24 protein-coding genes are annotated in these 22,884 nt (G+C 56.9%); 15 read left to right on the forward strand and 9 right to left on the reverse strand.

The genetic code is table 11. The features are described 5' to 3' along the window. The first annotated feature begins 15 nt into the window (after positions 1-15). Genes ACF8D4_RS01250 through ACF8D4_RS01265 form a run of 4 tightly spaced genes read left to right on the forward strand, consistent with a single transcriptional unit; the run spans position 16 to position 3,645 of the window. Positions 16-1,206, forward strand: a complete 1,191-nt coding sequence (locus ACF8D4_RS01250) for a beta-ketoacyl-[acyl-carrier-protein] synthase family protein (RefSeq protein WP_096142505.1) — start codon at positions 16-18, stop codon at positions 1,204-1,206. After that, complete coding sequence (locus tag ACF8D4_RS01255) at positions 1,203-1,694, forward strand: hotdog family protein (protein WP_028780055.1); 492 nt, start codon at positions 1,203-1,205, stop codon at positions 1,692-1,694. Before ACF8D4_RS01250 ends, ACF8D4_RS01255 begins: the two co-directional genes overlap by 4 nt. Beyond that, a complete protein-coding gene (locus ACF8D4_RS01260; RefSeq protein WP_025888491.1) occupies positions 1,691-2,416 on the forward strand; it encodes a 3-ketoacyl-ACP reductase FabG2 in 726 nt (241 codons plus the stop codon). The genes ACF8D4_RS01255 and ACF8D4_RS01260 overlap by 4 nt, the downstream gene beginning before the upstream one ends. Next, positions 2,413-3,645: a beta-ketoacyl-ACP synthase gene (locus tag ACF8D4_RS01265; protein WP_392464410.1), complete on the forward strand. Its 1,233-nt coding sequence runs from the start codon at positions 2,413-2,415 to the stop codon at positions 3,643-3,645. Before ACF8D4_RS01260 ends, ACF8D4_RS01265 begins: the two co-directional genes overlap by 4 nt. Before the next feature lie 83 nt (positions 3,646-3,728). Here the strand turns inward: ACF8D4_RS01265 and ACF8D4_RS01270 are convergent, their stop codons facing one another. Beyond that, positions 3,729-4,844 (reverse strand): HD-GYP domain-containing protein, encoded by a 1,116-nt coding sequence (locus tag ACF8D4_RS01270; protein ID WP_392464412.1) that lies wholly within the window; start codon positions 4,842-4,844, stop codon positions 3,729-3,731. Between the two features lie 158 nt (positions 4,845-5,002). Here ACF8D4_RS01270 and ACF8D4_RS01275 point away from each other — a divergent pair, with 158 nt between their 5' ends. Both ACF8D4_RS01275 and ACF8D4_RS01280 read left to right on the forward strand, forming a co-directional pair. After that, positions 5,003-5,323: a rhodanese-like domain-containing protein gene (locus ACF8D4_RS01275; protein ID WP_345869442.1), complete on the forward strand. Its 321-nt coding sequence runs from the start codon at positions 5,003-5,005 to the stop codon at positions 5,321-5,323. Between the two features lie 5 nt (positions 5,324-5,328). Further along, complete coding sequence (locus tag ACF8D4_RS01280; RefSeq protein ID WP_144165052.1) at positions 5,329-5,511, forward strand: hypothetical protein; 183 nt, start codon at positions 5,329-5,331, stop codon at positions 5,509-5,511. Between the two features lie 55 nt (positions 5,512-5,566). Here the strand turns inward: ACF8D4_RS01280 and ACF8D4_RS01285 are convergent, their stop codons facing one another. The 5 genes from ACF8D4_RS01285 to ACF8D4_RS01305 all read right to left on the reverse strand — a co-directional run bounded on the left by ACF8D4_RS01285 (position 5,567) and on the right by ACF8D4_RS01305 (position 9,054). Further along, entirely contained in the window at positions 5,567-6,160 is a 594-nt protein-coding gene (locus ACF8D4_RS01285) for an FMN-dependent NADH-azoreductase (protein WP_392464414.1), read from the reverse strand. A 196-nt stretch (positions 6,161-6,356) separates the two neighbouring features. Continuing rightward, the gene (locus ACF8D4_RS01290) at positions 6,357-6,827 is read right to left on the reverse strand and encodes a thioesterase domain-containing protein (RefSeq protein ID WP_025010144.1); all 471 of its coding nucleotides are present in this window, start codon (positions 6,825-6,827) and stop codon (positions 6,357-6,359) included. A 1-nt stretch (position 6,828) separates the two neighbouring features. Continuing rightward, the gene (gene dtd, locus ACF8D4_RS01295) at positions 6,829-7,266 is read right to left on the reverse strand and encodes a D-aminoacyl-tRNA deacylase (protein WP_028780049.1); all 438 of its coding nucleotides are present in this window, start codon (positions 7,264-7,266) and stop codon (positions 6,829-6,831) included. Next, complete coding sequence (locus ACF8D4_RS01300) at positions 7,263-8,255, reverse strand: alpha/beta fold hydrolase (RefSeq protein ID WP_392464417.1); 993 nt, start codon at positions 8,253-8,255, stop codon at positions 7,263-7,265. Before ACF8D4_RS01300 ends, dtd begins: the two co-directional genes overlap by 4 nt. Further along, a complete protein-coding gene (locus ACF8D4_RS01305) occupies positions 8,206-9,054 on the reverse strand; it encodes a virulence factor BrkB family protein (RefSeq protein WP_186265752.1) in 849 nt (282 codons plus the stop codon). Before ACF8D4_RS01305 ends, ACF8D4_RS01300 begins: the two co-directional genes overlap by 50 nt. 221 nt (positions 9,055-9,275) lie before the next feature. Here ACF8D4_RS01305 and ACF8D4_RS01310 point away from each other — a divergent pair, with 221 nt between their 5' ends. The 7 genes from ACF8D4_RS01310 (at position 9,276) to ACF8D4_RS01340 (ending at position 16,113) form a co-directional block, all read left to right on the forward strand. Continuing rightward, positions 9,276-9,494: a hypothetical protein gene (locus ACF8D4_RS01310; protein ID WP_028780047.1), complete on the forward strand. Its 219-nt coding sequence runs from the start codon at positions 9,276-9,278 to the stop codon at positions 9,492-9,494. Positions 9,495-9,514: 20 nt separating this feature from the next. Then, positions 9,515-10,165, forward strand: coding sequence for a DUF2959 domain-containing protein (locus ACF8D4_RS01315; protein ID WP_045283279.1), 651 nt, complete (start codon positions 9,515-9,517; stop codon positions 10,163-10,165). Positions 10,166-10,347: 182 nt separating this feature from the next. Further along, complete coding sequence (locus tag ACF8D4_RS01320) at positions 10,348-11,562, forward strand: 4Fe-4S binding protein (protein ID WP_028780045.1); 1,215 nt, start codon at positions 10,348-10,350, stop codon at positions 11,560-11,562. A gap of 153 nt (positions 11,563-11,715) precedes the next feature. Further along, a complete protein-coding gene (locus tag ACF8D4_RS01325) occupies positions 11,716-12,768 on the forward strand; it encodes an XdhC family protein (RefSeq protein WP_392464419.1) in 1,053 nt (350 codons plus the stop codon). Positions 12,769-12,772: 4 nt separating this feature from the next. Further along, positions 12,773-13,417, forward strand: coding sequence for an NTP transferase domain-containing protein (locus tag ACF8D4_RS01330; protein WP_208136294.1), 645 nt, complete (start codon positions 12,773-12,775; stop codon positions 13,415-13,417). A 3-nt stretch (positions 13,418-13,420) separates the two neighbouring features. Continuing rightward, the gene (locus ACF8D4_RS01335; RefSeq protein ID WP_025010785.1) at positions 13,421-13,876 is read left to right on the forward strand and encodes a (2Fe-2S)-binding protein; all 456 of its coding nucleotides are present in this window, start codon (positions 13,421-13,423) and stop codon (positions 13,874-13,876) included. Further along, the gene (locus ACF8D4_RS01340; protein WP_392464421.1) at positions 13,873-16,113 is read left to right on the forward strand and encodes a molybdopterin cofactor-binding domain-containing protein; all 2,241 of its coding nucleotides are present in this window, start codon (positions 13,873-13,875) and stop codon (positions 16,111-16,113) included. The genes ACF8D4_RS01335 and ACF8D4_RS01340 overlap by 4 nt, the downstream gene beginning before the upstream one ends. 34 nt (positions 16,114-16,147) lie before the next feature. Here the strand turns inward: ACF8D4_RS01340 and ACF8D4_RS01345 are convergent, their stop codons facing one another. Then, a complete protein-coding gene (locus tag ACF8D4_RS01345; RefSeq protein WP_109248520.1) occupies positions 16,148-17,020 on the reverse strand; it encodes a LysR family transcriptional regulator in 873 nt (290 codons plus the stop codon). A gap of 111 nt (positions 17,021-17,131) precedes the next feature. On the opposite strand from ACF8D4_RS01345, the gene ACF8D4_RS01350 reads away from it, so the two are divergent. Continuing rightward, positions 17,132-18,532, forward strand: coding sequence for an MATE family efflux transporter (locus tag ACF8D4_RS01350; RefSeq protein ID WP_109248519.1), 1,401 nt, complete (start codon positions 17,132-17,134; stop codon positions 18,530-18,532). A gap of 70 nt (positions 18,533-18,602) precedes the next feature. Here ACF8D4_RS01350 and typA read toward each other — a convergent pair whose 3' ends face one another. Next, on the reverse strand, positions 18,603-20,414 hold the full coding sequence (gene typA, locus ACF8D4_RS01355) for a translational GTPase TypA (protein WP_025889914.1): 1,812 nt from the start codon (positions 20,412-20,414) through the stop codon (positions 18,603-18,605). A gap of 457 nt (positions 20,415-20,871) precedes the next feature. Between typA and glnA the strand changes: the two genes are divergently transcribed. Further along, on the forward strand, positions 20,872-22,281 hold the full coding sequence (gene glnA / locus ACF8D4_RS01360; protein ID WP_109248518.1) for a glutamate--ammonia ligase: 1,410 nt from the start codon (positions 20,872-20,874) through the stop codon (positions 22,279-22,281). A 104-nt stretch (positions 22,282-22,385) separates the two neighbouring features. Here the strand turns inward: glnA and ACF8D4_RS01365 are convergent, their stop codons facing one another. Further along, positions 22,386-22,883, reverse strand: a complete 498-nt coding sequence (locus ACF8D4_RS01365) for a hypothetical protein (RefSeq protein WP_107005779.1) — start codon at positions 22,881-22,883, stop codon at positions 22,386-22,388. Between the last annotated feature and the right edge of the window lies 1 nt (position 22,884).

Raw genomic sequence — 22,884 nt, forward strand, 5'->3', positions numbered from 1 at the left:
TCCCAAAACAGAGATATGACAACTACAGCCATAAATCATGCGGGTTTTTGTACCCCTCTCGGCAACCGGGCCGACGAGGTGCTTAACGCCTTGCTCGCCGGTGACAGCCGCGGCATGGTCAGCCGCGACAACCTGTTGTTTGAACGGCCGGCCATAGTCGGGGTAGTGAACAGCGAATTACCGGCCATTCCCGCCGAGTTTGCCGACTATGACTGTCGTAACAACGCCCTGTTGCTGTGTGCCGCGCTGCAAATTACCCCGGCGGTGGAAGCCGCCAAGGCCAAATATGGCAAGGAGCGCATCGCGGTTGTCATAGGCACCAGCACCTCAGGGATCTCCAAGGGCGAAGAGGCACTGGAGTACCGCAATCGCCACGGCCATTTCCCTTCGGATTACCACTATTTTCAGCAGGAGCTGGGGGGTACCAGTCGCTTCCTGCAAGCCTGGTTCAAGCTGAGCGGTCCCTGTTACACACTGTCGACGGCCTGCTCCTCCAGCGCCAAGGTGTTTGCCGCCGGTAAACGGCTGTTGGACGCCGGACTGTGCGACATGGTGATAGTCGGCGGGGTCGACAGCCTGTGCCAATTGACCCTCAACGGCTTCGATGCGCTTGAGTCTGTCTCCAAGGGGCACTGCAATCCTTTTAGCGCCAACCGCGACGGCATCAACATAGGTGAAGGCGCGGCGCTGTTTACCCTGGAGAGAGGAAGCGGCCAGGTGCTGCTGTCCGGTGTCGGCGAGTCGGCCGATGCCCACCATATCTCGGCGCCCCATCCCGAGGGCAGCGGCGCAATTGCCGCCATGGAGATGGCACTCAAGCAGGCGGAGCTGACGCCTGATGACATCGACTATGTCAATCTGCACGGCACTGCCACCCCCAAGAATGACGCCATGGAAAGCCGCGCCATGCACTCGGTATTTGCCGAAGCACTGCCGCCTTGCAGTTCCACCAAGCCCTTGACCGGCCACGCACTGGGCGCCGCCGGGGCATTGGAAGCGGTATTCTGCTGGCTGCTGTTGTCGCCCCTCAACCCTGATGGACAACTGCCGCCGCATCTGTGGGATGGTGAGCAGGATGGCAAGGATCCCGCACTGCCGCTGGTCAAACAGGGCAGCCGCCACTCTCTGAATCACCTGATGAGTAACTCCTTCGCCTTTGGCGGCAGCAATGCCAGCCTGATCTTCAGCCGTGGAGCCCCGGAATGACCCAGCCTTTAACCGAGCGTGATATCGCCGATTTTCTGCCCCACAGGGCGCCCATGATACTGATAGACGCCGTGGTCGAGCACAGCCAAGACAGGCTGCTGACCAAGGTGAAGATTAGTGAGCAGAGCCCCTATTTCGATGACGCCCGAGCTCTGGTGCCCAATTATGTCGGCATAGAATATATGGCCCAGAGCATAGCAGCACTGGCCGGAGTGGAAGCCGAGGCCCGCGGTGATATTATCCGGGTCGGTTTTTTGCTGGGCAGCCGTAAGCTCAGCATGCATACCCCGGGATTCCTGCCCGGACGCGAATACCTGACTCAGGTGCAGCGCCTCTATCAGGAAGACACGGGACTGGCAGTGTTCGACTGCCGCATCTTTGATGGCGACACAGAGATCGCCAGCGCCAATGTAAACGTTTTTCAGCCCCAGGACACCCAGGCCTATATTGCCGGTAGTCTGGAGGCGATGCAGGGAGATTCCGCATGACACAGAGAGTTTTGGTCACAGGTTCCAGCCGCGGCATAGGCAAGGCTATCGCCCTGCGCCTGGCGCAGTCCGGCTTTGATATCGCCCTGCACTTTCATGCCAATCAAGCCGCCGCCGAGGCCAGCGCCGCCGAAATCCAAGCCTTGGGCGTCAAGGTCAGCCTGCTGCAGTTCGATGTCGCCGAGCGCCAGACCTGCCGCCAAGTCATTGAGGCCGACATAGAAGCCAACGGTGCCTATCACGGCCTGGTTCTCAATGCCGGAATCGCCCGCGATACGGCTTTCCCGGCGATGACAGAGGCCGAATGGGATGGCGTCATCCACACCAATCTCGATGGTTTCTACAATGTGATCCATCCGGCGCTGATGCCGATGATCCAACGACGCAAGGGCGGCCGCATCATTACGCTGTCTTCGGTTTCCGGTTTGGCCGGTAACCGTGGCCAGGTGAACTACAGCGCCTCCAAGGCCGGCATCATAGGCGCCACCAAGGCGCTGGCACTGGAGCTGGCCAAACGTAAGATCACGGTCAACTGCATCGCTCCCGGGATTATCGAAACCGAAATGGTCGATGCCTTCAGCCCCGAACTGGTACAGCAACTGGTGCCGTTGCGGCGCATGGGCCAGCCTGAAGAGATAGCGGCACTGGCCAACTTCCTGATGTCTGACGAAGCCGGTTATATCACCCGCCAGGTGATCTCGGTCAACGGAGGCATGCTATGAGCCGCAGGGTGGTGATTACCGGCATGGGCGGCATTTCCGCCCTGGGCCAGGATTGGGACAGCGTCAAGGCCAGGCTGCAGGCAGGCCAAAATGCCGTGGTTCGCATGGATGAATGGGACAGGTTCGACGGCCTGCACACCCGTCTGGCGGCGCCGGTCAGCGACTTCAGCACTCCGGCACACTATTCGCGCAAGAAGACCCGCTCCATGGGTCGGGTGTCTCTGATGGCCACCCGCGCCAGTGAAATGGCGCTGGAGGAGGCCGGCCTGTTGCATGATCCTCTGATAGCCTCAGGCGCCATGGGCATAGCCTACGGCTCTTCCACCGGCAGTACAGATCCCATCACCGCCTTTGGCGACATGCTCAAACACGGCGATATGAGCGGCGTTACCGCCACCAGCTATATCCGCATGATGGCCCATACCACGGCGGTCAATGTCGGGGTATTTTTCGGCCTCAAGGGGCGGGTATTAACCACCAGCAGCGCCTGTACGTCCGGCAGCCAGGGCATAGGTTATGCCTATGAAGCCATCAAGTATGGCCAGCAGGATTTGATGCTGGCGGGTGGCGGCGAAGAACTCTGCCCCACAGAAGCGGTCGTGTTCGACACCCTGTTTGCCACCAGTACCCGCAACGACACTCCTGAGTTGACCCCCAGGCCTTTCGATCGCGACCGAGACGGCCTGGTGATAGGCGAAGGCGCCTGCACCCTGGTGCTCGAAGAGCTGGAGCATGCCAAGGCCAGAGGCGCGCGTATCTACGCCGAGGTGCTGGGTTTTGGTACCAATTCAGACGGCCTGCATGTGACGCAACCGAACGCCGACACCATGGAAAAGGCGATTCGGCTGGCACTCAAAGATGCCAAGATAGCGCCGCAGCAGATAGGCTATGTCAACGCCCACGGTACGGCCACCGACCGCGGTGATGCCGCCGAGAGCCGGGCTACCGCCGCAGTATTTGGCGAGCAGATGCCGATTTCATCGCTGAAGAGCTATACCGGCCATACCCTGGGCGCTTGCGGCGCGCTGGAGGCCTGGTGGAGCATTATGATGATGCGTGATGGCTGGTTTGCACCCACAATCAACCTGGAGAATGTCGCCGAGAATTGCGCCGAGCTGGATTATATTCGCGCCGAAGGCCGGGCACTGGATACCGACTTGGTGATGAGCAATAACTTTGCCTTTGGTGGCATCAATACTTCGTTGATCTTCCGCTGCTGGCAGGACTGAGCTTAGCCCCAGGAAGCCCTAGAAAACCAGAGTAAGAAGCCCAAGAAGCTTTAACGGAATGCATCGGCACTGCAGGCCTCTTTTCAGGCCGCCTTGTCATCGCGGCAGCGCCCCATGATATCCAGGATCTGTGTAGTCGAAGCCGCCAAGGCTTCGACGCAGTGGCCGTCCAGTTTGTCGGCGGCCACCATGCTTCTCAACTCACGGAAACAGGCATCCAGTGGCCAGGCCTGCTTATAGGGCCGCTCGCTGCTGAGGGCATCGAAGATATCCGCCACAGTCACTATTCTGGCTTCAATCGGCACCTCTTCCCCCTTCAAACCTCGGGGATAGCCGCTGCCATCCAGATACTCATGATGACAGGCCACTATGTTGAGCATGATGGTCGAATCCGGCAGATGCGCCAGACCAAAATCCCCCAGCACCTTGCGGATCAGGCACTCGCCCTTATCCACATGGGTCTCCATCAGAGTACGCTCGTCTATGCTTAAGGGCCCCTCTTTCAACAACACCTTGTCCGGAATACCTATCTTGCCTATGTCATGCAGCGGCGCAAACTGGGTGATATGTTCTATCTGCTCATCATTCAGGCCGTATTTGGGGGCGACTATGCCGGCGATCAGGCCCGAATAGGCCGCCATGCGATCCAGGTGCGCGCCGGTTTCAAAGTCGCGCAGGTCGGCAAAGTCCCGTGCCACCTGAGCCGAGGCGAGAATAGTGCGCACTGCATTGAGTTCGGCGCACAGAGACATGTTGATCAAGTTGGCATAAAGCACCATATCGCGCTGCGCCTTGGCATCGAAGGCCGCCACGCGGTATGAATCGAAGAACAGAAACCCCAGAAACCTCTGTTCATCGTAGAGGGGCACGGTAAAGGAGGAGTTGTAATCCTGCTCCAGCAACCAACGCGAATGGCTGTTTTCCGGCAAGATATTGGCCTTGATATCGTCTATCACCCGATACTGCCCTGTGTCGGCCAATTGGCTGAGCACCGGGCTGTCGGACATGGGATATTCATAACCCACTATGGCCTGTCCCCTGTGAGTGCTGTTGATAAAGGTTTTTAGCAGCCCGGTCGAATCGTGATACAGGGCACAGGCGATACGATCCACCCAAGGGTAGCTGAGTAACAGATGATCGTGAATGCGCTCCAGGCGCTCAGAAGCGTTGTGACCCTGCAGCCAGAGAGCTGTTGGCATATTCTTGTCCATACACTATTTTCAAATCATTTCCTTTTTCCAAAGGATAGAACAAAAAACAGCCCTGGTGAGAAAACGGCCAGTATCCAGACCATTGCATTTCCAATTTCATAAGATTAACCTTATTGAAAATTTTCTAATTGATAGAGAGTCTGAAAATGCAAACCAACGCCAATCCACAAGACGGCTGCCTGAGCCCTGAGCAGTGCCATGAGATGATCGCCAAGGGAGTTCGGGTACTGGATGTCCGCTCGGCCGCCGAATATGCCGAAGGGCACCTGCCGCAGGCGGTGAATGTGCCACTGGATACCCTGGATACCTGGCTAAAGCAGCAACCGAATAAGCAGGAACCCTTTGTGCTCTATTGTGGTGCCGGCATGCGCGCCCAGAAGGGCTGCGAAATTCTGCGGGCCAACGGCTTTGATTGCGTGCTCAACGGCGGCGCCTTCAAGGAGTTGGTCTGCTGCCAACCTGAGTAACCATAATGACAAGCAAGCCCGGGCGATTTCAGATAAGCCAACATCGCGGCCAAGCCTCTGCGCGGGTGCGTTATCGTGAGCAGTGGCCCGCCGAAGGAGTCAATGCCGCTTGTCCCCTTTGCAGCAAGGCGCTCGAGCCGGACAAGCAGTCACAAAAAAGCCCCGGGGAGTCACCTCCGGGGCAGTAGAACCAAATCAGTCAAGCAACTGGCGTTCAGATTGATGGTGGAAGAGATGTTTGCCTCAGACAGAGATGGCCGCCAGCGAAGATTTGGCTGCTGAAATACCCTTGGCGTTGGCATCCGGGCCCATGTTCAGCGCTTCACCGTAGACGGTTTCCACTTCGGTAATTCCAATAAAGCCCAGCACGGTTTTCAGATAAGGCACCACATGGTCTGTGGTCGAGTCTTTATGTACCCCACCTCGGGTAGTGATCACTACCGCGCGCTTACCAGTGATAAGACCCACAGGGCCATTTTCTGTGTAACTGAAACTCACACCGGCGCGGGCAATCAGGTCAATCCAGTTTTTCAACTGAGTCGGAATACCGAAGTTATACATGGGCGCAGCTATTACTAGTGTGTCGTGATCTTTCAGTTCCTGGATCAGCTCATCAGACAAGGCCAACGCCTGTTGCTGGCGCTCGCTCAGCTGTTCGCCGCCGCGCAGGCCGGTGGCAATTTCACCGTCCAGTACCGGCAGAGGCTCGGCCGCCAGGTCCCTGACTGTGATGCTGGAACCCTGCTCCTGCCAATGCTTGATCAGGTGGTCGACCAAGAGACCGGACTGAGAGTAACCACCCAGGATGCTGGATTTCAAAACTAATACTTTGCTCATGATATTGCTCCGCTTCGATTCAGGAATTTGTTTGAGTCAGAGCTTTTGCTCCAATCTATGCTGAGCAGTTTACTGATGGATAAAATAGAAAAAAAGCGGAGAAAATTTGATATTAAATTCGATTTTTTAGAAAGGAAAGGTTGTTATCCAGGGCTTACAAGGTTAAAACCGAACCTGTAAGCCTAGGTAATCCCAGCTAGGACAGGGTCGCCTCTTGCTTGGGCTGGCTGACGTAAACCCCCAAGAAAGAAGCACAGCAAAGGCCGTGACTCCAGAGTTCCACCTCCTGCCTGACTTTGACCCTGCGCCCTTCACTCAAAGGCGTCAGTGACACGCCCGGCCAGCTGACTCTGGCCTCGATCAACTCACCGGGATTGGCAGTCACCGGCGCCCGATAACGGATCTCGGCCTGGGCCAGCACTATATCACCACTCACTCCGGCCCGCTGCTGTTGCAGCCAGAGCATGCCCCAGCCACACAGAGTGCACAGGGTATAGATACTGCCGGCAAACATGGTCTGATGCAGATTGATGTTGGGCGCCAGCGGTGCACCGACACGAAATTCTGTGCCATCAAAAGCCAGTGGCCGGATCCCCATAAAGGCACTGACGGGGATGGTGCCATGCCAGGTGTTTTCCAGCTGCTTAAGCAATGATGGCTCAGACATATCAAACACTCAGATTAAAGGTCACTGGCCCGTCGTTCAGCAGTTCCACCTGCATATCGGCAGCGAAGCGGCCGGTTTCTGTGGTCACCCCCTTGCTACGGCAAAATGCCACAAAGGCTTCATAGAGCTCTTCGGCCTGAGCCGGACTGGCACCACCCGAGAAACTGGGACGCAGACCGCGGCTGGTATCGGCCGCCAGGGTAAATTGCGACACCACCAACAACTGCCCGCCGACCTGAGTCAGATTGAGGTTCATCTTGCCGTTGTCATCGCTGAATACCCGGTAATTCATCACCTTGGTGGCCAGCTTTTCCATCGCCGCCATATCATCCTGGCGTTCAACGCCCAACAACACCAACAAACCTTTATCTATGGCGCCGGTCACTTCATCGGCAACCGTTACCTTGGCACGGCTGACTCTCTGTATCAGGGCGATCAATCCTGACTCCTTAATTCTGTTTCACAAGAGGCCGCAGTGTCGCCCATAGCACACAGGGCTGCAACCACGGCGTGACGCATTTTATCATCCACCAGCGAGTGATGACCTCCGGCCACCAGCTGCAACTCGGCCGGGCGGGTCTGGCGCGCAAGCTGAGCCTGCAGCAAATGAGTTGGACAGACCCAGTCATTTTCCCCCTGCAGCAAGCGGGTATGTTTCGGCCAGTTATTGAGCCCTGCGTCAAATAGACTCATGGCTTCGAAATAGTGATGGCGGGCATAGTGAAGTTCGATTCTGGCCATATTGCTGTCCCGATGCGCCCTTGGCGGCGGCAACAGTACCCCGGGTAAAGACAGATGCTGCTCCCAGCGCAGCCAACTGCGGATATAATCCTGGGCATTGAGGCAGGTAAATCCCTTGGCATAGCTTTCCAGCAGCGCCGCAGTGCTGCGCTCACTCCTGGATAGCCAGCGGGAAAAGCCATGATAGTCCACCGGGAAACGGCTGGCGGCGCCAGCAGCACCATAGAGCCAATCGCGGCCCTCGGCAGAGGGGATAAAGCTGCCCCAATATGTCTGGGCTATGACCCGCTCAGGGAATAAACCGCCGTACACCAGCCCCAAGGTTGCCCCGAATGAGCCCCCTGCCAGACACCAGCGCGGCAACCGCAGCGCCTTCCTGACCGACTCGAGATCATCGAGCAGGCCCTGGAAATGATTCTGCGCCAGGCCTTTCTCGGAGCGCGATAAGCCGGCGCCCCTCTGATCCAGAAACAATAAGCGAAAGCGGCGCAGATCAAACAGCGCCAACTCTTCAAGGTTGCAACCGGCTCCTGGCCCGCCGTGCAGATACAGCAGCGGGATGCCTTCCGGGTTGCCGAATTGCGCCAGATACAGGCGGTGGCCGCCACCCACCTCCAGCCAGTCGCGGGCAAACGGATTATGCCGATCCGGGTTCATCATCCAGCGGCTCCACTGGGGCTTCACCATCGAGGAATTCCGGCAATGAAGCGGTGATCTCGGCTCCCATCAGGACAATCATCCAGGACAGGTAGACCCAGACAAACAGTATCGGAATCGTCGCCAGGGCGCCGTAAATCGCCTCGTAGCTGGGGAAGTGAGTCACATACAGGGCAAAGCCTTTCTTGCCCGCCTCAAACAGCAAGGCAGCCACTATGGCCCCGAGCAGGGCATGCAGCAGCTTCACCTTTTGATTGGGCACCACAGTGTAAAGCAGCAGGAAGGCCGCAACAGAAAACAGAAACGGCAGACGCGCGACAAAGAAGGTACCTACACCATAAGTATCGGCTTCGTTGAATATTTTCAGCGATACTAAGTAGGAAGTGGCCGCCAGGCTGGCCCCCATCAGCACTGGGCCCAGCGTCAGGATCATCCAGTACATGGAAAAAGACACGACAGTCTGGCGTTTTTCTTTGGTGCGCCAGATATAGTTCAGCGCCTTGTCTATGGCGGAGATCAGCAAAATGGCCACCACCACCAGGGCGCCGATACCGACGGCCGTGCCCTTGGAGGCGTTGCCGACAAACTCGTTGATATAGACCTGAACCGTATCGCCTGCGGCCGGCAGAAAGTTTTGATAAATAAAGTTTTCTATCAGTTGCCGCACCCCCTTGAAGACAGGGAAAGCCGACAGCATAGACATGGTAACGGCCACCATGGGCACCAGCGACAACAGGGTCACATAGGCCAGATGACCGGCTCGGATATTGATTTGATCGTCCTGCAATCTCTGTTTCAGGTGCAGCAGGAAGTGCCAGCAGCCTTTCATAAACAAGCTGAAATTGCGGGTATCTATCTTGTTGCTCACGGTTTTCTCTTGATCCTCTGGGTCTAGTGTCGCTATCTTCGTACAATAATGCCCGGATTACAAAGTGTGATGCTGCCACTGCAGCAGGGCAAAGGAAGCCGGGAATGACGCCAGCGCTATGCATAGGTATGCGCCGAGGCCCGTCGTTCAATGCTTCTTCCACAATTTAAAGGAGAGAGTTAATGTCACAACAAGGATCGGCGGGCAATGTGATTGCCGCGCTGGCAAGCGTATTTTTCCCGGGTTTGGGACAGTTGGTTCAGGGGCGGATCCTGGCCGCACTGATCTTCTTTCTGGTGACAGTCACAGGTTACGCCCTCTGGTGGTTGGTAGTTCCTGCTATCATAGGTGCCATCGCCCATCTCTGGTGCATCATAGATGCCGCCAAATACAAAGCATAAACAGAGAAAAGAGAAAGCTTATGAACAAGATCCTCACCACCACCCTGGTCAGCCTGGGATTGCTGCTGGGTGGTTGCCAGAGTGCCTATTACGGTGCCATGGAAAAAGTTGGCTATCACAAACGTGACATCATGGTCGACCGGGTCAAAGACGCCAAAGAATCGCAACAGGAAGCTCAGGAGCAGTTCAGTTCGGCACTGGAAGAGATGCAGGCGCTGCTGAACCATGACGGCGGCGATCTGGAAAAGGCTTACAACAAGGCCAAAGACGAATATGAGTCGGCCCAGGAAGCCGCCGATGATGTCAGCAACCGCATCAACAAGGTGGAAGATGTGGCCGAAGCCCTGTTCGATGAGTGGCAAGGGGAAATCGGTGAGATCAGCAAGGCCAGCCTGCGCAGTAAGAGCCAGGCCAAGCTGAAAGAGACCCGCCGCTCCTACGAGCAACTGATCCGCAGCATGCGCCGTGCCGAGAGCAAGATGCCTCCTATCCTGACCTCAATGAAAGACAACATGCTCTACCTCAAGCACAACCTCAACGCCCAGACCATAGGGGCCATCAAGGGGGAGTTTGCCAGTCTGCAGAGCGATATCTCCGGCCTTATCAAAGAGATGAATAAATCCATCGATGAGTCCAACCGCTTTATCGCGGCAATGGAGTCGGGTAACTGACCGCCAAGCCATAGAGATAGCCCCGCACCGCGGGGCTTTTTTTCAGCTGTGAGCCAGTGCACGAATTTTTCCATCTGCGAATGTAAACTTGGATCTGCTGCACACTTCCTTTTTTGACTCAAGAACTTGTGCCCTTATTTGAGTTCACAATAGGCAGTCCTTTGATGCTGGCCTATATTCTCATGACACTGACCGAATCGCTCACCCTCATGCTGGCACTCCTCTATGGTGTCAGCCAACTCTGGTGGAGCGGCCGCCGTTTCGGCGCCGGCCTCACTTTGCTGCTGATTTTAACCGCGCTGCTGATTAGCAGCAGCCCAATGTTGCTGCTGGCCACGCTGACAGCCGTTGGTAGCCTGGCATTGCTGCAGCAACTGCGCCCCGGCTTGCTGCAATCCGAGCCCAGGATCAATAACCTGCGCAGCGGCTGCCAGCACCTGTTGGCGCTGTCCCTGTTTCTGGTCGCGATTCAGTACACCATCAACAGCCTGATGCTCAAGGCCGGAGTCACGCCCTGGATTGGGCGCCCGGATGTGGTGGATGCGTTTCTGCCCATTGCCGGCGGTATAGAACTCAAGGCGATAGCCACCCTGGGACTCTGGGATCAAACCCACCCGGCGGCGGCCGTGATGCTGGCGGTGGTGCTACTGACCGGACTGCTGTGCAAGCGGGCCTTCTGTGGCTGGGCCTGCCCGCTGGGGTTGGCCGGAGAGTACCTCTATCGCCTGCGTAAACGCTTTATCAAGCGCGAATTTATGCCGCCTGCCTGGCTCGACTGGCCACTGCGTATGCTCAAGTATCTGTTGTTGGCGGCGCTGCTCTACATAGTGTTGGGCATGCCGTCTATGGGGATCCCCGGCTACCTGGAGAGTAATTATCACAAGATAGCCGATCTCAAGATGGCGCTGTTTTTCATCACTCCGGGACTCATCACCCTGGCCTGCTTTGGCTTGATCCTTGCCATTGTCGCCTGGCGCCGTCAGGGATTTTGCCGTTACCTCTGCCCCTATGGCGCCCTGCTGGGACTGCTGAGTTTTCTCAGCCCGCTGAAAATCCGCCGCGCCCCTGAGCACTGCCTGATAGAGTCCAAGGGGATGAAATGCGACAAGTGCACCCGCGCCTGTCCGGCCGGCATCATAGTGCATACCAAAAATACAGTGCACAGCGATGAATGCCAGGCCTGCATGCGCTGCGTGGCCGCCTGTCCCAAGAAAGCGGCGCTGGGGTTCGGCCTTAGCCGCAATCATTTCTGGTCGGCCAAGTCGGTAATGCTGCTGGTACTCGGGCTGCTGTTCCTGCTGCCCTTGATAGCCTACACCTCCGGCTTCTGGGAAAGCCAAACGCCGGATGCGGTTCGGATGCAACTGCTGCAGATGATCGACTATGTAGGTCACTAAACTTAACCACTCAGGCTCGCCGACAGGCGGGCCTTTTTACTGCGCTTGCCGCCGAGTCCCACGGCCCCTCCCTGACTTGCCACACCCGGCAAGATTGTTTCCCGGTGCTATTTTATGCAATGCTAACTTCTCCACCAAAAACACGGGAAGTTTATGGCGCACCATCTGCAAACCTTGCTGCAACAATGGGCTCTTAGCGCAGATGAGCCCTGGGTGCTGGCGCTGATCACCTCGGTACAAGGCTCTTCTTATCGCAAACCCGGAGCCATGATGCTGTTTCATCCCCTGGGCCAGAGCCTGGGGATCCTCAGCGGCGGCTGTTTGGAGGCCGATCTGCGCCATCAGGCACACAAGGCCCTGACGGAACAAAGGGTGGTGGAAGTCTGTTATGACGCCCGCGACGATCAGGATGCCAGTTACCAACTGGGTTGTGGCGGCTTGGTGAACATCTGCCTGCTGCCTCTGGGGCGGGAGAATCATTTTCTGGCACTCGATGAGTTGCGCCAGGCTCTGAATGCCGGTCAATCCGGCTTCTGGCAGTTGCTGATGCCAAAAGCCGGTGAAGCGCCCGCAACCCTTGAGGCGCGCTTTTTACCCCTGGGTTCCCCCTCAACCTATGTCGAGCCTCTGCCTTTCCCCGCCAATGACTTTCGCCGCACCGGGATTTGGAGTCCAGAAACCGGGCAGAACGGGCAACAGAGCTGGTTAACCGTACCTGTGGGCCCCAAACCTGCGCTTGCGATTTTCGGCGGCGGTCTGGATGCCAAGCCGCTGGCACAGATGGCTTTGCAACTGGACTGGCAGGTGAGCGTCGTCGACCCCAGAGCCGCCTACGCCCGCAGCCATGACTTTGCCGGTTGCGACATAATCAAACTCGGCGCCGACCAGCTGGATGCCGATTGGCTCAAGCGTCAGGATGGTGCCATAGTGATGCACCACAATGTCGAGCTCGACAGCGCCATTCTCAAACGGCTGCAAGTAAGCTGCCCACGCTATCTGGCGCTATTGGGGCCAACTCACAGGCGCGATAAGGTACTCAAACATGCCGCTCTTGGGCTGGCAGACTTTGCCGTGCCACTGGCGGCGCCCGCCGGACTGGCACTCGGCGGCGAACTCCCGGGGGCCATCGCCCTCAGCATTTTGGCCCAGTGCCACGGGGTTTTGTTTGATGCGCCCATGACTGGGCTTGAGGGCTTGAGGGCCTGATGCCATGAGGCTATTGCCTGTGTTACTGGCCGCCGGAGCATCGAGCCGCTTCGCCGCCGATGACTCAGTGCCCGGCCACGCCAAACTGGCGGCACAGGACAGCCATGGCACGCCGCTGCTGCGCCTCAGCTGGCAAGCGCTGGAGCAGATGCGCGCTCAGGCAAGCCAGAAGTACCCCAAGCTTGAGCTGCTGCCGCTGCTGACCATACTCGGCGGCCACAAGGAGCAACTGCAAGCGCTGTTGCCGACCCATGCCAGCTGCTGTTTCAACCCTCTCTGGCAACAGGGGCTGGGGCACTCCATCGCCCTGGCCACGGAGCAAGCCAAGGCCTGCTCCGCCGATGCCCTGCTACTGGCGCTGGCCGATCAGGTTGCGCTCATTAGCGCCGATTACCTTGAATTGCTCGACTGTTGGCTGGGCAGCCAACTCAGCAGCAGCGCCTTTTACCGGGACTCCCCCGGCGCGCCTGCTATCTTTAATGCCACAGACTTCAACGCCCTTTGCCAACTGCAGGGTGACCGAGGGGCCAAGGCCCTGCTGACCGAGAAATTACAACAACAACGACTGGGCCGGATAGTGCTGCACCGCGCCGCCATAGACATAGACACGGGCGCAGATCTCAGACGCCTCAACCAGCACAAGGAGTGAACAATGTCGCAACTCAAAATCAATGGCAGACTGTTTTCGGTCGAGGCCGATCCCAATATGCCCTTGCTATGGGCCCTCAGGGATCTCCTGGGGCTGACAGGCACCAAATTCGGCTGTGGCGCCGGACTCTGCGGTGCCTGCACCATACATCTGGACGGTAAGCCCGCCAGAGCCTGCCTCACCAGCCTCAAAAGTGCCGAGGGCAAGAACATCACCACCATAGAAGGCCTGGATAATCCGGCGCTGAAAGCCGCCTGGAGCAAACACAAGGTTCCCCAATGCGGTTACTGTCAGACAGGGCAACTCATGTCTGCCGCGGCGCTCTTGAGTGAAACGCCCAACCCCAGTGACCAACAGATAGACGATGCCATGTCCGGCAATATCTGCCGCTGCGGCACCTATACCCGGATCCGCAGCGCCATCAAGGATGTCGCCGTCAAAGGGGGGCAGAGCTCATGAGCCGGTTTACCGCAGTGGAAAACTTCAGCCGTCGCGATGTGCTGAAACTCTTTGGCGCCAGTGGCGGTGCCTTGATGCTGGGCAGCAGCGCCCTGGGCTGGAGCCCCATGAGCCTGGCGCAGGACAAGCTGCAACCTCTGAATCTGTTTATCGCCGTCGGTGAAGACGACAAGGTCTACCTCACCTGCCATCGCTCGGAAATGGGTCAGGGCATACGAACAGGCATACCTCAGGTGCTGGCCGACGAACTGGAAGCCGACTGGGACAAAGTCGTGGTGGTGCAGGGCCTGGCCGACAAGCGTTACGGCAGCCAGAATACAGATGGCAGTCGCAGCATACGTAAACACTACGACAGAATGCGGCAGATGGGTGCCATGGCGCGCACCATGTTGGAACAGGCTGCCGCCGAACATTGGCAAGTGCCGATCGCAGAAGTCAGCGCCAAGGCTCACAGAGTGACTCACAAGGCGTCCGGCCGCTCCCTGAGCTATGGCGAACTGGCACTGGCGGCGTCCAAGCTGCCGCTTCCGGATGAGAGCCAACTCAGGCTCAAACCCAGAGAAGAATTCACCCAGATAGGTCAGTCACGCACCATAGTGGATATGGATGCCATGTTGGATGGCAGCGCCATCTATGGCCAGGATATACGTCTGGAAGGCATGCTCTATGCCGCGATTGCCCGGCCACCTGTGCTCGGCAGCCAAGCGGCGAGTGTCGATGATAAAAAGGCCCGCGCCTTCCCCGGTGTGGTGGATATTATCAGCCTGCCCGCTCCCCAAGGGGCACCGGCCTTCCAACCGCTTGGCGGTGTGGCTGTGCTGGCCAACAACAGCTGGAGCGCCCTCGAAGGACGCAAGGCACTGGCGATTCAGTGGCAGCAAAGCCCCAACGACAAGCACGACTCCCAAGCGTTTATCGCCACCCTGAAACAGCGAGTACAGCAGAGTGGCAAAGTCAGGCGAGAGCTGGGCAAGCCTCCCGCAAGCTGGCCAGAAGAGCGCACGCTCAGCGCCGACTACACTGTGCCCTATCTGGCTCACGCCATGATGGAGCCGCCGGCGGCCACCGCCAGAGTCAGCAAGGATGGCTGTGAAATTTGGGCCTGCAGCCAAACTCCCCAGAGTACCCAGCAGAATGTGGCGGCCGCTTTGGGGTTGAAGGAGGAGCAGGTCAAGGTGCATGTCACCCTGCTGGGCGGCGGCTTTGGCCGTAAGTCCAAGCCGGACTTCAGCGTCGAAGCGGCGCTGCTTTCCAAACGCAGCGGCAAGCCGGTGAAGGTGTTCTGGAGCCGGGAAGATGAGCTGCAAAACGGCTATCTGCACGCCATCAGCGCCCAGCATTATCAGGCACTGCTCAGTGATGATGGCAAGGTGGAGGCTTTGTTGTCGCGCACCGCCTTCCCTTCCATCAGTTCCACCTTTGCCGAAGGCGTGGATGAACCCTCTGACGGCGAACTGGATCTGGGCTTTATCGACTTGCCGTTTCAGTTGCCGTCGCTGCGCTGCGAAACCGCCAAGGCCGAGGCTCATACCCGCATAGGCTGGCTGCGCTCTGTGTGCAACATTCAGCATGCCTTCGGCATTGGCAGCTTTGTCGACGAACTGGCGCTGCGCACCGGCCAGAGTTGCCCGGCCATGTGGCGGCAGCTTCTTGGGCAACCCAGAGTGGAGAACTTTGCCGATCAGGGCTTTAAATACGGTAACTATGGCGAAGAACTCAGCCGTCACCCTGTGGATGTCGCGCGTTATCTGACGGTCATCGACGCCGCCGAAAAACGTATGGCGCAATCACCGGCCAAGGCGGGCGAAGGCTGGGGGTTTGCGGTGCACCGCAGCTTTGTCAGCTATGTTGCGGTCGCCATCAAGGTCAAACTGGATGGTGAGCGTTTGCAGGTGCTACAGGCCATCTCAGTGCTGGATGCCGGCACTGTGGTTAACCCTGACAGAGTGCATTCGCAGCTGGAAGGCGCGGTCATCTTCGGCCTCAGCCTGGCGATGCTGGGCGAAATCAGCTTCAAGGATGGCAAGGTGCAACAGTCGAACTTCCACGACTATCAACTGCTGCGGTTGCCGCAATGCCCTGAGATAGAAACACAAATCATCGCCTCGACCGAGGTACCCGGCGGTGTGGGCGAACCCGGAGTGCCCCCGGTAGCACCGGCACTGACCAACGCCATAGTGGCCGCCGGCGGCAAGCGCTACCGGGATCTGCCACTGAAGCAGTATCTGCAGCTTTGATTGGTCGATAAAGTGTCGGGGCCATGCCCCGGCACTATTCCCTGGCCAACTGCTGTAGCATCCACTGCATCACAGGGCCAATGCCCTTGTCCCTGCGTCTGACCACGCCTATCTCGACCCACTGATTGTCTGTGATATTGGCGCCGGACAGCCTCACCAGATCCTTGGCGTACCACTCGGCCGTCGCCACATGCTCGGGAACCAGAGCCCAACCAACATTTTTGATCACCAGCGCCGTGATGTAGTAATAACTGTCGATATGCCAGTGATTGCTGGACACGGGGCGCGACTGGCTGTCGCCGATGCGGGAGCGGATCACCAGTTGTCGGTGCTGATTGAGCTGGTCGAGCGAAGGCTCGGCAATATTCGCCAGCGGGTGCTCACGACCGACAATAAGCGACTGCTGAAAGTGAGCTATCGAGTTGAACTCCAAGGAATCCAAAAGCTCATCTGTCTGGCGGAACAAGATACCCAGGTCGGCTTTTTTCTCATCGACCCAGCGGGCAATATCATCCTGGGAGCTGTTGATCAGGGTGAGTTTCAAACCCGGGAACTGCTCGGCCACCCGCACGAAGAAACTCTCGAAGCGCTCTATGGGCAGGGCCTCGTCCAGGGCAACCGTCAGGGTGGCCTCCTCGCCCGAACTGACCGTCAGGGCTCTGGCGTCCAGGCGCTGGCACTGCCTCAGCACCACCTTGGCCTCCTGATAGATCTGCTCGCCGGCGGCTGTCAGCCTGGGTAGCCTGGCGCTGCGGTCAAACAGCTCCAGCCCCAGGTCTATCTCCAGATTGGCCACTGCTGTGCTTACCCGAGATTGCGCCTTGCCAAGCTCTCTGGCGGCGGCCGAAAACGAGCCCTTTTCCACCGCAATCACAAAGGCGCTCAGTTGATCCAGGGTCCAATTCATTCCATTCACCAAAGTATCCGAATAACGGATACAAGCTATCTTTCACCAATCCGAAAAACAAGCATAATCTGCGACCCTATTTTCCTGCATTCGGTTAAAGGTAGTGCAATTATGAATACCGGAATCTCTCAGCAAACACTGAGTCACAACCAGCTGCGGCGCACCTTTTGGCGCTATACCATCCCAGCCATCGCGGCCATGCTGGTCAGTGGCCTGTACCAGATAAGCGCAGGTATTTTTGTCGGCCACTATGTCGGCTTTCAAGGATTGGCCGCCATCAACATGGCCTGGCCGATAGTGTTTATTCTCTCCGGCCTGGGGCTTATGGTGGGTATGGGTGGCGGCAGCCATATCTCCATCGCCCGCGGAGCCGGGCAGCAAACGCAAGCCAATCGAGCCCTGTTGGCCAGTATCTGGCTGATTGTTTTGTTGGCCCTGGTGGCATTTATGGCGCTGCAATGCTTGAGTGAGCCGCTAATGCAGCTGCAGGGGGCCACTGAAGCGACTCTGCAGCTGGGGCAGGGATATATTGCCGTGTTTCAGTGGGGCGCGGCGATCACCATAGCCTCGACGGCGCTGCCTATGTTGATCCGCAACGATGACAGCCCCAGAGTTGCCACCGCCCTGTTGGTGATGGGGGCGCTTGGAAATATCCTGTTGGATTATCTGTTTGTTGCCGTACTTGGGCTTGGGTTGAACGGCGCGGCTTATGGCACCATCATTGCCCAAACTGCTGTGTGTCTTGGGGCCAGTTATTACCTGTGTTCGAGCCATTCAGGCTTTAAGCCAAGGCTCAAAGATGCGTTACCCAGAGCCGGGGAGTTCGCCCGGATTGTCCAACTGGGGGCTTCGGCACTACTGATGTACCTTTACACCAGCTTTATGGTGGCGGCCCATAACCATCAGTTTATGCAGTATGGCACCACCTTGAGCGTCAGTGCCTTTGCTATAGTCGGCTATCTGATGACACTCTACTATCTGTTGGCTGAGGGTATAGCCGAAGGGGTGCAGCCACCTGTGAGCTACTTCCACGGTGCCCGCCAGCCAGGCAATATTATCGCCATAGTCAAGCTGGGCGCCAAGGTCACCCTGCTGTTTGGCCTGAGTTGGCTGGCGCTGCTCAACCTGTTTCCCGAAACCATGATAGGCCTGTTCGCCGACAACAATCCTTTGTTAACCCAGGAGGCCAGAACCGGGATCCGTATCCATCTGGCGGCTATCTGGTTGGAGGGGCTGATAGTGCTGGCAGCCATGTATTTTATGGCGATAGGCAAAGGCGGGATGGCTTTGGCAATCTCCCTGACCAATATGCTGATCCAGTTACCGTTTCTCTATCTATTGCCGCTGTTTTTGGGAGAAACCGGTGTCTGGCTGGCGATGCCGCTGTCCAACCTGCTGCTGGCACTGTTGGTGTTGCCTAGGTTCTGGCGCCATCTGCATGCAAGGTCGCACCTGGCAGATGGAACCCGACAAGCACCGGACGGCACTTTGGCAAAACATCCCGCAGTCTAATGAGATGCCGGGCAAATTGAACGCAATAAAAAACCCGGTCATGCCGGGTTTTTTATTGTTCGCCTATGGCTTAGCCACGGCTGGCGCGCTTGCGGTCATTTTCAGTCAGATGACGCTTACGCACACGGATGCTCTTGGGCGTGACTTCAACCAGTTCATCATCATCGATGAATTCCAGCGCTTGTTCCAGGGTCATCTGGATATGCGGAGTCAGTACCTGAGCTTCGTCGGTACCAGAGGCACGCATGTTGGTCAGCTGCTTGCCCTTGAGGCAGTTTACTGTCAGGTCGTTGGAGCGGCTGTGGATACCCACTACCTGGCCTTCGTAAACTTCGGCGGCGTGACCAATCATCAGACGACCGCGATCCTGCAGACCAAACAGGGCGAAGGTCAAAGCCTTACCTGTGGCGTTGGAGATCAATACCCCGTTGCTACGCTGGCCGATATCGCCACCCTTGTAAGGACCATAGTGGTCGAAGGTGTGATACAGCAGACCTGTACCTGAAGTCGCTGTCATAAACTCGGTCTGGAAACCGATCAAGCCACGGCTTGGGATCATGAAGTCGATACGTACACGGCCCTTGCCGTCAGGCTGCATGTCGCGCATGTCGGCCTTACGGGTACCCAGCTTCTCGATGACGCCGCCCTGATGTTCTTCTTCCACGTCCACAGTCAGCTGCTCGTATGGCTCACACTTCTCGCCGTCGATCTCTTTGATGATCACTTCAGGACGGGAAACCGCCAGCTCATAACCTTCACGACGCATGTTTTCGATCAGGATAGACAGGTGCAGTTCACCACGGCCGGATACGCGGAAACGATCCGGACTCTCGGTTTCTTCCACACGCAGAGCCACGTTGTGTACCAGCTCCTGTTGCAGACGCTCAAGGATGTTACGTGAAGTCACGTACTTACCTTCTTTACCCGCGAAAGGAGAGGTGTTGACCTGGAAGGTCATAGTCATGGTTGGTTCATCAACAGACAGAGGTGGCAATGCTTCGGCATGACCGACAGCACAGATGGTGTCGGAGATCTTCAGCTCGCCCAGACCTGTGATAGCAACGATATCACCGGCATTGGCACTGTCCACTTCGTGGCGTTCCAGGCCCATGTAGCCCAGCACCTGACCGATTTTACCGTTACGGCTCTTGCCATCGGCACCGACAATAGTGACCTGTTGGTTGGTCTTGACGCTACCACGCTTGATACGACCCACACCGATAACCCCTACATAGCTGTTGTAGTCCAGCTGAGAGATCTGCATCTGGAATGCGCCTTCGGCGTCGGCATCCGGTGGAGATACTTTTTCAACGATAGTTTGGAACAGTGGGGTCATGTCTTCACTGTTGTCCTGAGGATCCAGGCTGGCAAAACCGTTCAGTGCAGAGGCATAAACCACTGGGAAGTCCAGCTGCTCGTCGGTGGCACCAAGGTTGTCAAACAGGTCAAATACCTGATCGATAACCCAATCAGGACGGGCACCCGGACGGTCAATCTTGTTGATCACCACAATAGGCTTAAGACCTTGGGCGAATGCCTTCTTGGTCACGAAGCGAGTCTGTGGCATTGGGCCGTCCTGCGCATCAACCAGCAGCAGTACAGAGTCAACCATAGACAGAACCCGTTCTACTTCGCCACCGAAGTCGGCGTGTCCTGGGGTATCTACAATGTTAATCCGATAGTCGTTCCACTTAATGGCGGTGTTTTTCGCCAGAATAGTGATCCCACGTTCTTTCTCCAGATCGTTGGAGTCCATCACCCGCTCGGTGGCTTCTCCGCGGGTTGCCAGGGTTCCTGACTGTGCCAACAGCTTGTCTACCAGGGTAGTCTTACCGTGGTCAACGTGCGCTATGATGGCGATGTTACGTAAATTCTCTAACACAGTTTTGCCTCTTACGATCTCTGTTCTGTGGGATGCAGCAATATAAATTGAATGGTACAACCGCTTTATGACTGCTTGGCGATTGCCTTCCAGGCCTTATAAAACCTGGGCTGCCATCGTGTCGGGGAGCACAATTTCCCCGGATGGTTGCTTTAAAAAGCGTGCCATTCTACTCTAGCGAGGGGCTATCGCACAGGATTATTTTTTAGACACCTATGAATATCCGGCTTATTCAGCGCACGCACCATTATGGTGAACGCACCTTTTTGGAACACTCAATGCACCATGATAGTGCAAACCCGCTTGCCTCGCCAGCCCTCGATTTTACCATTCCCTTTATTTTCAACATCTTAGCATCTTGGCATGAGTCTGGCTTAATAGAGACCAACAAGGCGCCAGACGCTACATACTAAGAGTTGACAAAGGGCACCCCCTTTACCCTACCGGAGGCTTGATAATGTCAGTCGAATCAGTTTTACAACAGCTGCAAGAGTTGGAAGTTAAGTTTGTTGATTTACGCTTTACCGATACCAAAGGTAAGGAACAGCATGTATCTATCCCGACTCATCAGGTAGATGCTGATTTCTTTGAAGACGGCAAAATGTTTGATGGTTCATCTATCGCCGGTTGGAAAGGGATCAACGAATCTGACATGGTGCTGATGCCAGATCCAAGCAGCTTTGTACTGGATCCTTTCACCGAAGAAACCACAGCGCTGATCCGCTGCGACATCCTCGAGCCCGGCACCATGCAGGGTTACGACCGTGACCCTCGCTCTATCGCCAAGAAAGCCGAAGAGTACATGCGTTCTACCGGCATCGCCGACACTGTGCTGATCGGTCCTGAGCCAGAGTTCTTCCTGTTTGATGACGTACGTTTCGGTACCGACATGAGCGGCACCTTCGTCAAAATCGATGCCAAAGAAGCGGCCTGGAACTCAGGTACCAGCTATGAAGAAGGCAACACAGGTCACCGTCCATTCGTTAAGGGCGGCTACTTCCCGGTTGCGCCTGTGGATTCTTCACAGGATTTGCGTAGTGCCATGTGTCTGGTGCTGGAAGAGATGGGCCAGGTTGTGGAAGCTCATCACCATGAAGTTGCTACCGCGGGTCAGAACGAGATCGCCACACGCTTCAATACTCTGACCAACAAGGCCGATGAAATCCAGGTACTCAAGTACGTGATTCACAACATGGCTCATGCCTACGGCAAGACAGCCACCTTTATGCCCAAGCCGATAGTCGGCGACAACGGCAGCGGCATGCACGTACACCAGTCACTGGCCAAAGACGGCACCAACCTGTTTGCCGGTGACAAGTACGGCGGCCTGTCTGAAACTGCCCTGTACTATATAGGTGGTATCATCAAGCACGCCCGTGCCCTGAACGCCTTCACCAACCCAAGCACCAACTCCTACAAGCGTTTGGTGCCACACTTTGAAGCCCCTGTGATGCTGGCTTATTCAGCCCGTAACCGCTCGGCTTCTATCCGTATCCCTGTGGTACCAAGTCCTAAGGCTCGCCGTATCGAGACCCGCTTCCCGGATCCTATGGCCAACCCTTATCTGGCCTTCGCAGCACTGCTGATGGCCGGTCTGGACGGTATCCAGAACAAGATCCACCCTGGTGATGCCATGGACAAGGATCTGTACGATCTGCCGGCCGAAGAAGCAGCGGAAATCCCGACTGTGGCCGAATCTCTGGAAGTCGCCCTGGCGGCTCTGGATTCAGACCGTGAGTTCCTGACCCGCGGCGGTGTGTTCAGCGATGACTTTATCGACTCTTACCTCAAGCTGAAACAAGCCGAGGCCGAGCGTGTCAGCCGCACCACTCACCCAGTCGAATTTGAGCTGTACTACAGCCTCTAATTGCCCTGCAATCAACCGATGAGTCAAGCCATCGGATAACAAGAAAAGCGCCCCGGGAGCAATCCCGGGGCGCTACTATTTTAAGGCTATAAAACTCAACCCACTCAGGGAGCACCGACAAGCTCAGGAGCACTCTGAGCCTTGGCCCCTGTGAGTATCACCGCCAACTTGAGTTCACCCTCTGTCTGGTTCAACTCCTCAAGCCCTTCTGGAGTAAAGCGATATTGGCCTTCTGTCTCCAGCGCTTCCATGGTGCCAGCACAGGTGTCGACGGTTTCGCTGCATTCGAAACGCACCCCCTTATGCCAAGGCATGGAGAAGGCCGATACCTGCTCTGCCGGCATCTTGAGGTACATCACCAGATAGTTGCTGCCGGCATCCTTGACGGGTTTGCCCTCCGCCGTAGTCAGGCTAAAGGTCAGTGCCTGGCTTTGAGGATCCACGGCGCTCAGTGCCACCTTGAGGCTTTCGGCTTCATTAATGGACACAGACTGCTCCGGTTCAGGATCCGGCGGAAGCACAGGGTCATCATCGTCATCCCACCAGTCACAACCCCCCAGGCACAACAGCAAAGACGCTACTATCAAACTCTTATGTTTCATA

Source organism: Shewanella sp. YQ_9, from assembly GCF_043103185.1.
In the GTDB taxonomy this organism is placed as follows: Bacteria; Pseudomonadota; Gammaproteobacteria; order Enterobacterales; family Shewanellaceae; genus Shewanella; species Shewanella algae.

What these genes read in the sequence shown, in the direction of transcription:
- ACF8D4_RS01250 (WP_096142505.1), top strand. Translation starts at nt 16, where the DNA reads ATGACAACTACAGCCATAAATCATGCGGGTTTTTGTACCCCTCTCGGC.
- ACF8D4_RS01255 (WP_028780055.1), top strand. Translation starts at nt 1,203, where the DNA reads ATGACCCAGCCTTTAACCGAGCGTGATATCGCCGATTTTCTGCCCCAC.
- ACF8D4_RS01260 (WP_025888491.1), top strand. Translation starts at nt 1,691, where the DNA reads ATGACACAGAGAGTTTTGGTCACAGGTTCCAGCCGCGGCATAGGCAAG.
- ACF8D4_RS01265 (WP_392464410.1), top strand. Translation starts at nt 2,413, where the DNA reads ATGAGCCGCAGGGTGGTGATTACCGGCATGGGCGGCATTTCCGCCCTG.
- ACF8D4_RS01270 (WP_392464412.1), bottom strand. Translation starts at nt 4,844, where the DNA reads ATGCCAACAGCTCTCTGGCTGCAGGGTCACAACGCTTCTGAGCGCCTG.
- ACF8D4_RS01275 (WP_345869442.1), top strand. Translation starts at nt 5,003, where the DNA reads ATGCAAACCAACGCCAATCCACAAGACGGCTGCCTGAGCCCTGAGCAG.
- ACF8D4_RS01280 (WP_144165052.1), top strand. Translation starts at nt 5,329, where the DNA reads ATGACAAGCAAGCCCGGGCGATTTCAGATAAGCCAACATCGCGGCCAA.
- ACF8D4_RS01285 (WP_392464414.1), bottom strand. Translation starts at nt 6,160, where the DNA reads ATGAGCAAAGTATTAGTTTTGAAATCCAGCATCCTGGGTGGTTACTCT.
- ACF8D4_RS01290 (WP_025010144.1), bottom strand. Translation starts at nt 6,827, where the DNA reads ATGTCTGAGCCATCATTGCTTAAGCAGCTGGAAAACACCTGGCATGGC.
- ACF8D4_RS01300 (WP_392464417.1), bottom strand. Translation starts at nt 8,255, where the DNA reads ATGGTGAAGCCCCAGTGGAGCCGCTGGATGATGAACCCGGATCGGCAT.
- ACF8D4_RS01305 (WP_186265752.1), bottom strand. Translation starts at nt 9,054, where the DNA reads ATGAAAGGCTGCTGGCACTTCCTGCTGCACCTGAAACAGAGATTGCAG.
- ACF8D4_RS01310 (WP_028780047.1), top strand. Translation starts at nt 9,276, where the DNA reads ATGTCACAACAAGGATCGGCGGGCAATGTGATTGCCGCGCTGGCAAGC.
- ACF8D4_RS01315 (WP_045283279.1), top strand. Translation starts at nt 9,515, where the DNA reads ATGAACAAGATCCTCACCACCACCCTGGTCAGCCTGGGATTGCTGCTG.
- ACF8D4_RS01320 (WP_028780045.1), top strand. Translation starts at nt 10,348, where the DNA reads ATGACACTGACCGAATCGCTCACCCTCATGCTGGCACTCCTCTATGGT.
- ACF8D4_RS01325 (WP_392464419.1), top strand. Translation starts at nt 11,716, where the DNA reads ATGGCGCACCATCTGCAAACCTTGCTGCAACAATGGGCTCTTAGCGCA.
- ACF8D4_RS01330 (WP_208136294.1), top strand. Translation starts at nt 12,773, where the DNA reads ATGAGGCTATTGCCTGTGTTACTGGCCGCCGGAGCATCGAGCCGCTTC.
- ACF8D4_RS01335 (WP_025010785.1), top strand. Translation starts at nt 13,421, where the DNA reads ATGTCGCAACTCAAAATCAATGGCAGACTGTTTTCGGTCGAGGCCGAT.
- ACF8D4_RS01340 (WP_392464421.1), top strand. Translation starts at nt 13,873, where the DNA reads ATGAGCCGGTTTACCGCAGTGGAAAACTTCAGCCGTCGCGATGTGCTG.
- ACF8D4_RS01345 (WP_109248520.1), bottom strand. Translation starts at nt 17,020, where the DNA reads ATGAATTGGACCCTGGATCAACTGAGCGCCTTTGTGATTGCGGTGGAA.
- ACF8D4_RS01350 (WP_109248519.1), top strand. Translation starts at nt 17,132, where the DNA reads ATGAATACCGGAATCTCTCAGCAAACACTGAGTCACAACCAGCTGCGG.
- glnA (WP_109248518.1), top strand. Translation starts at nt 20,872, where the DNA reads ATGTCAGTCGAATCAGTTTTACAACAGCTGCAAGAGTTGGAAGTTAAG.
- ACF8D4_RS01365 (WP_107005779.1), bottom strand. Translation starts at nt 22,883, where the DNA reads ATGAAACATAAGAGTTTGATAGTAGCGTCTTTGCTGTTGTGCCTGGGG.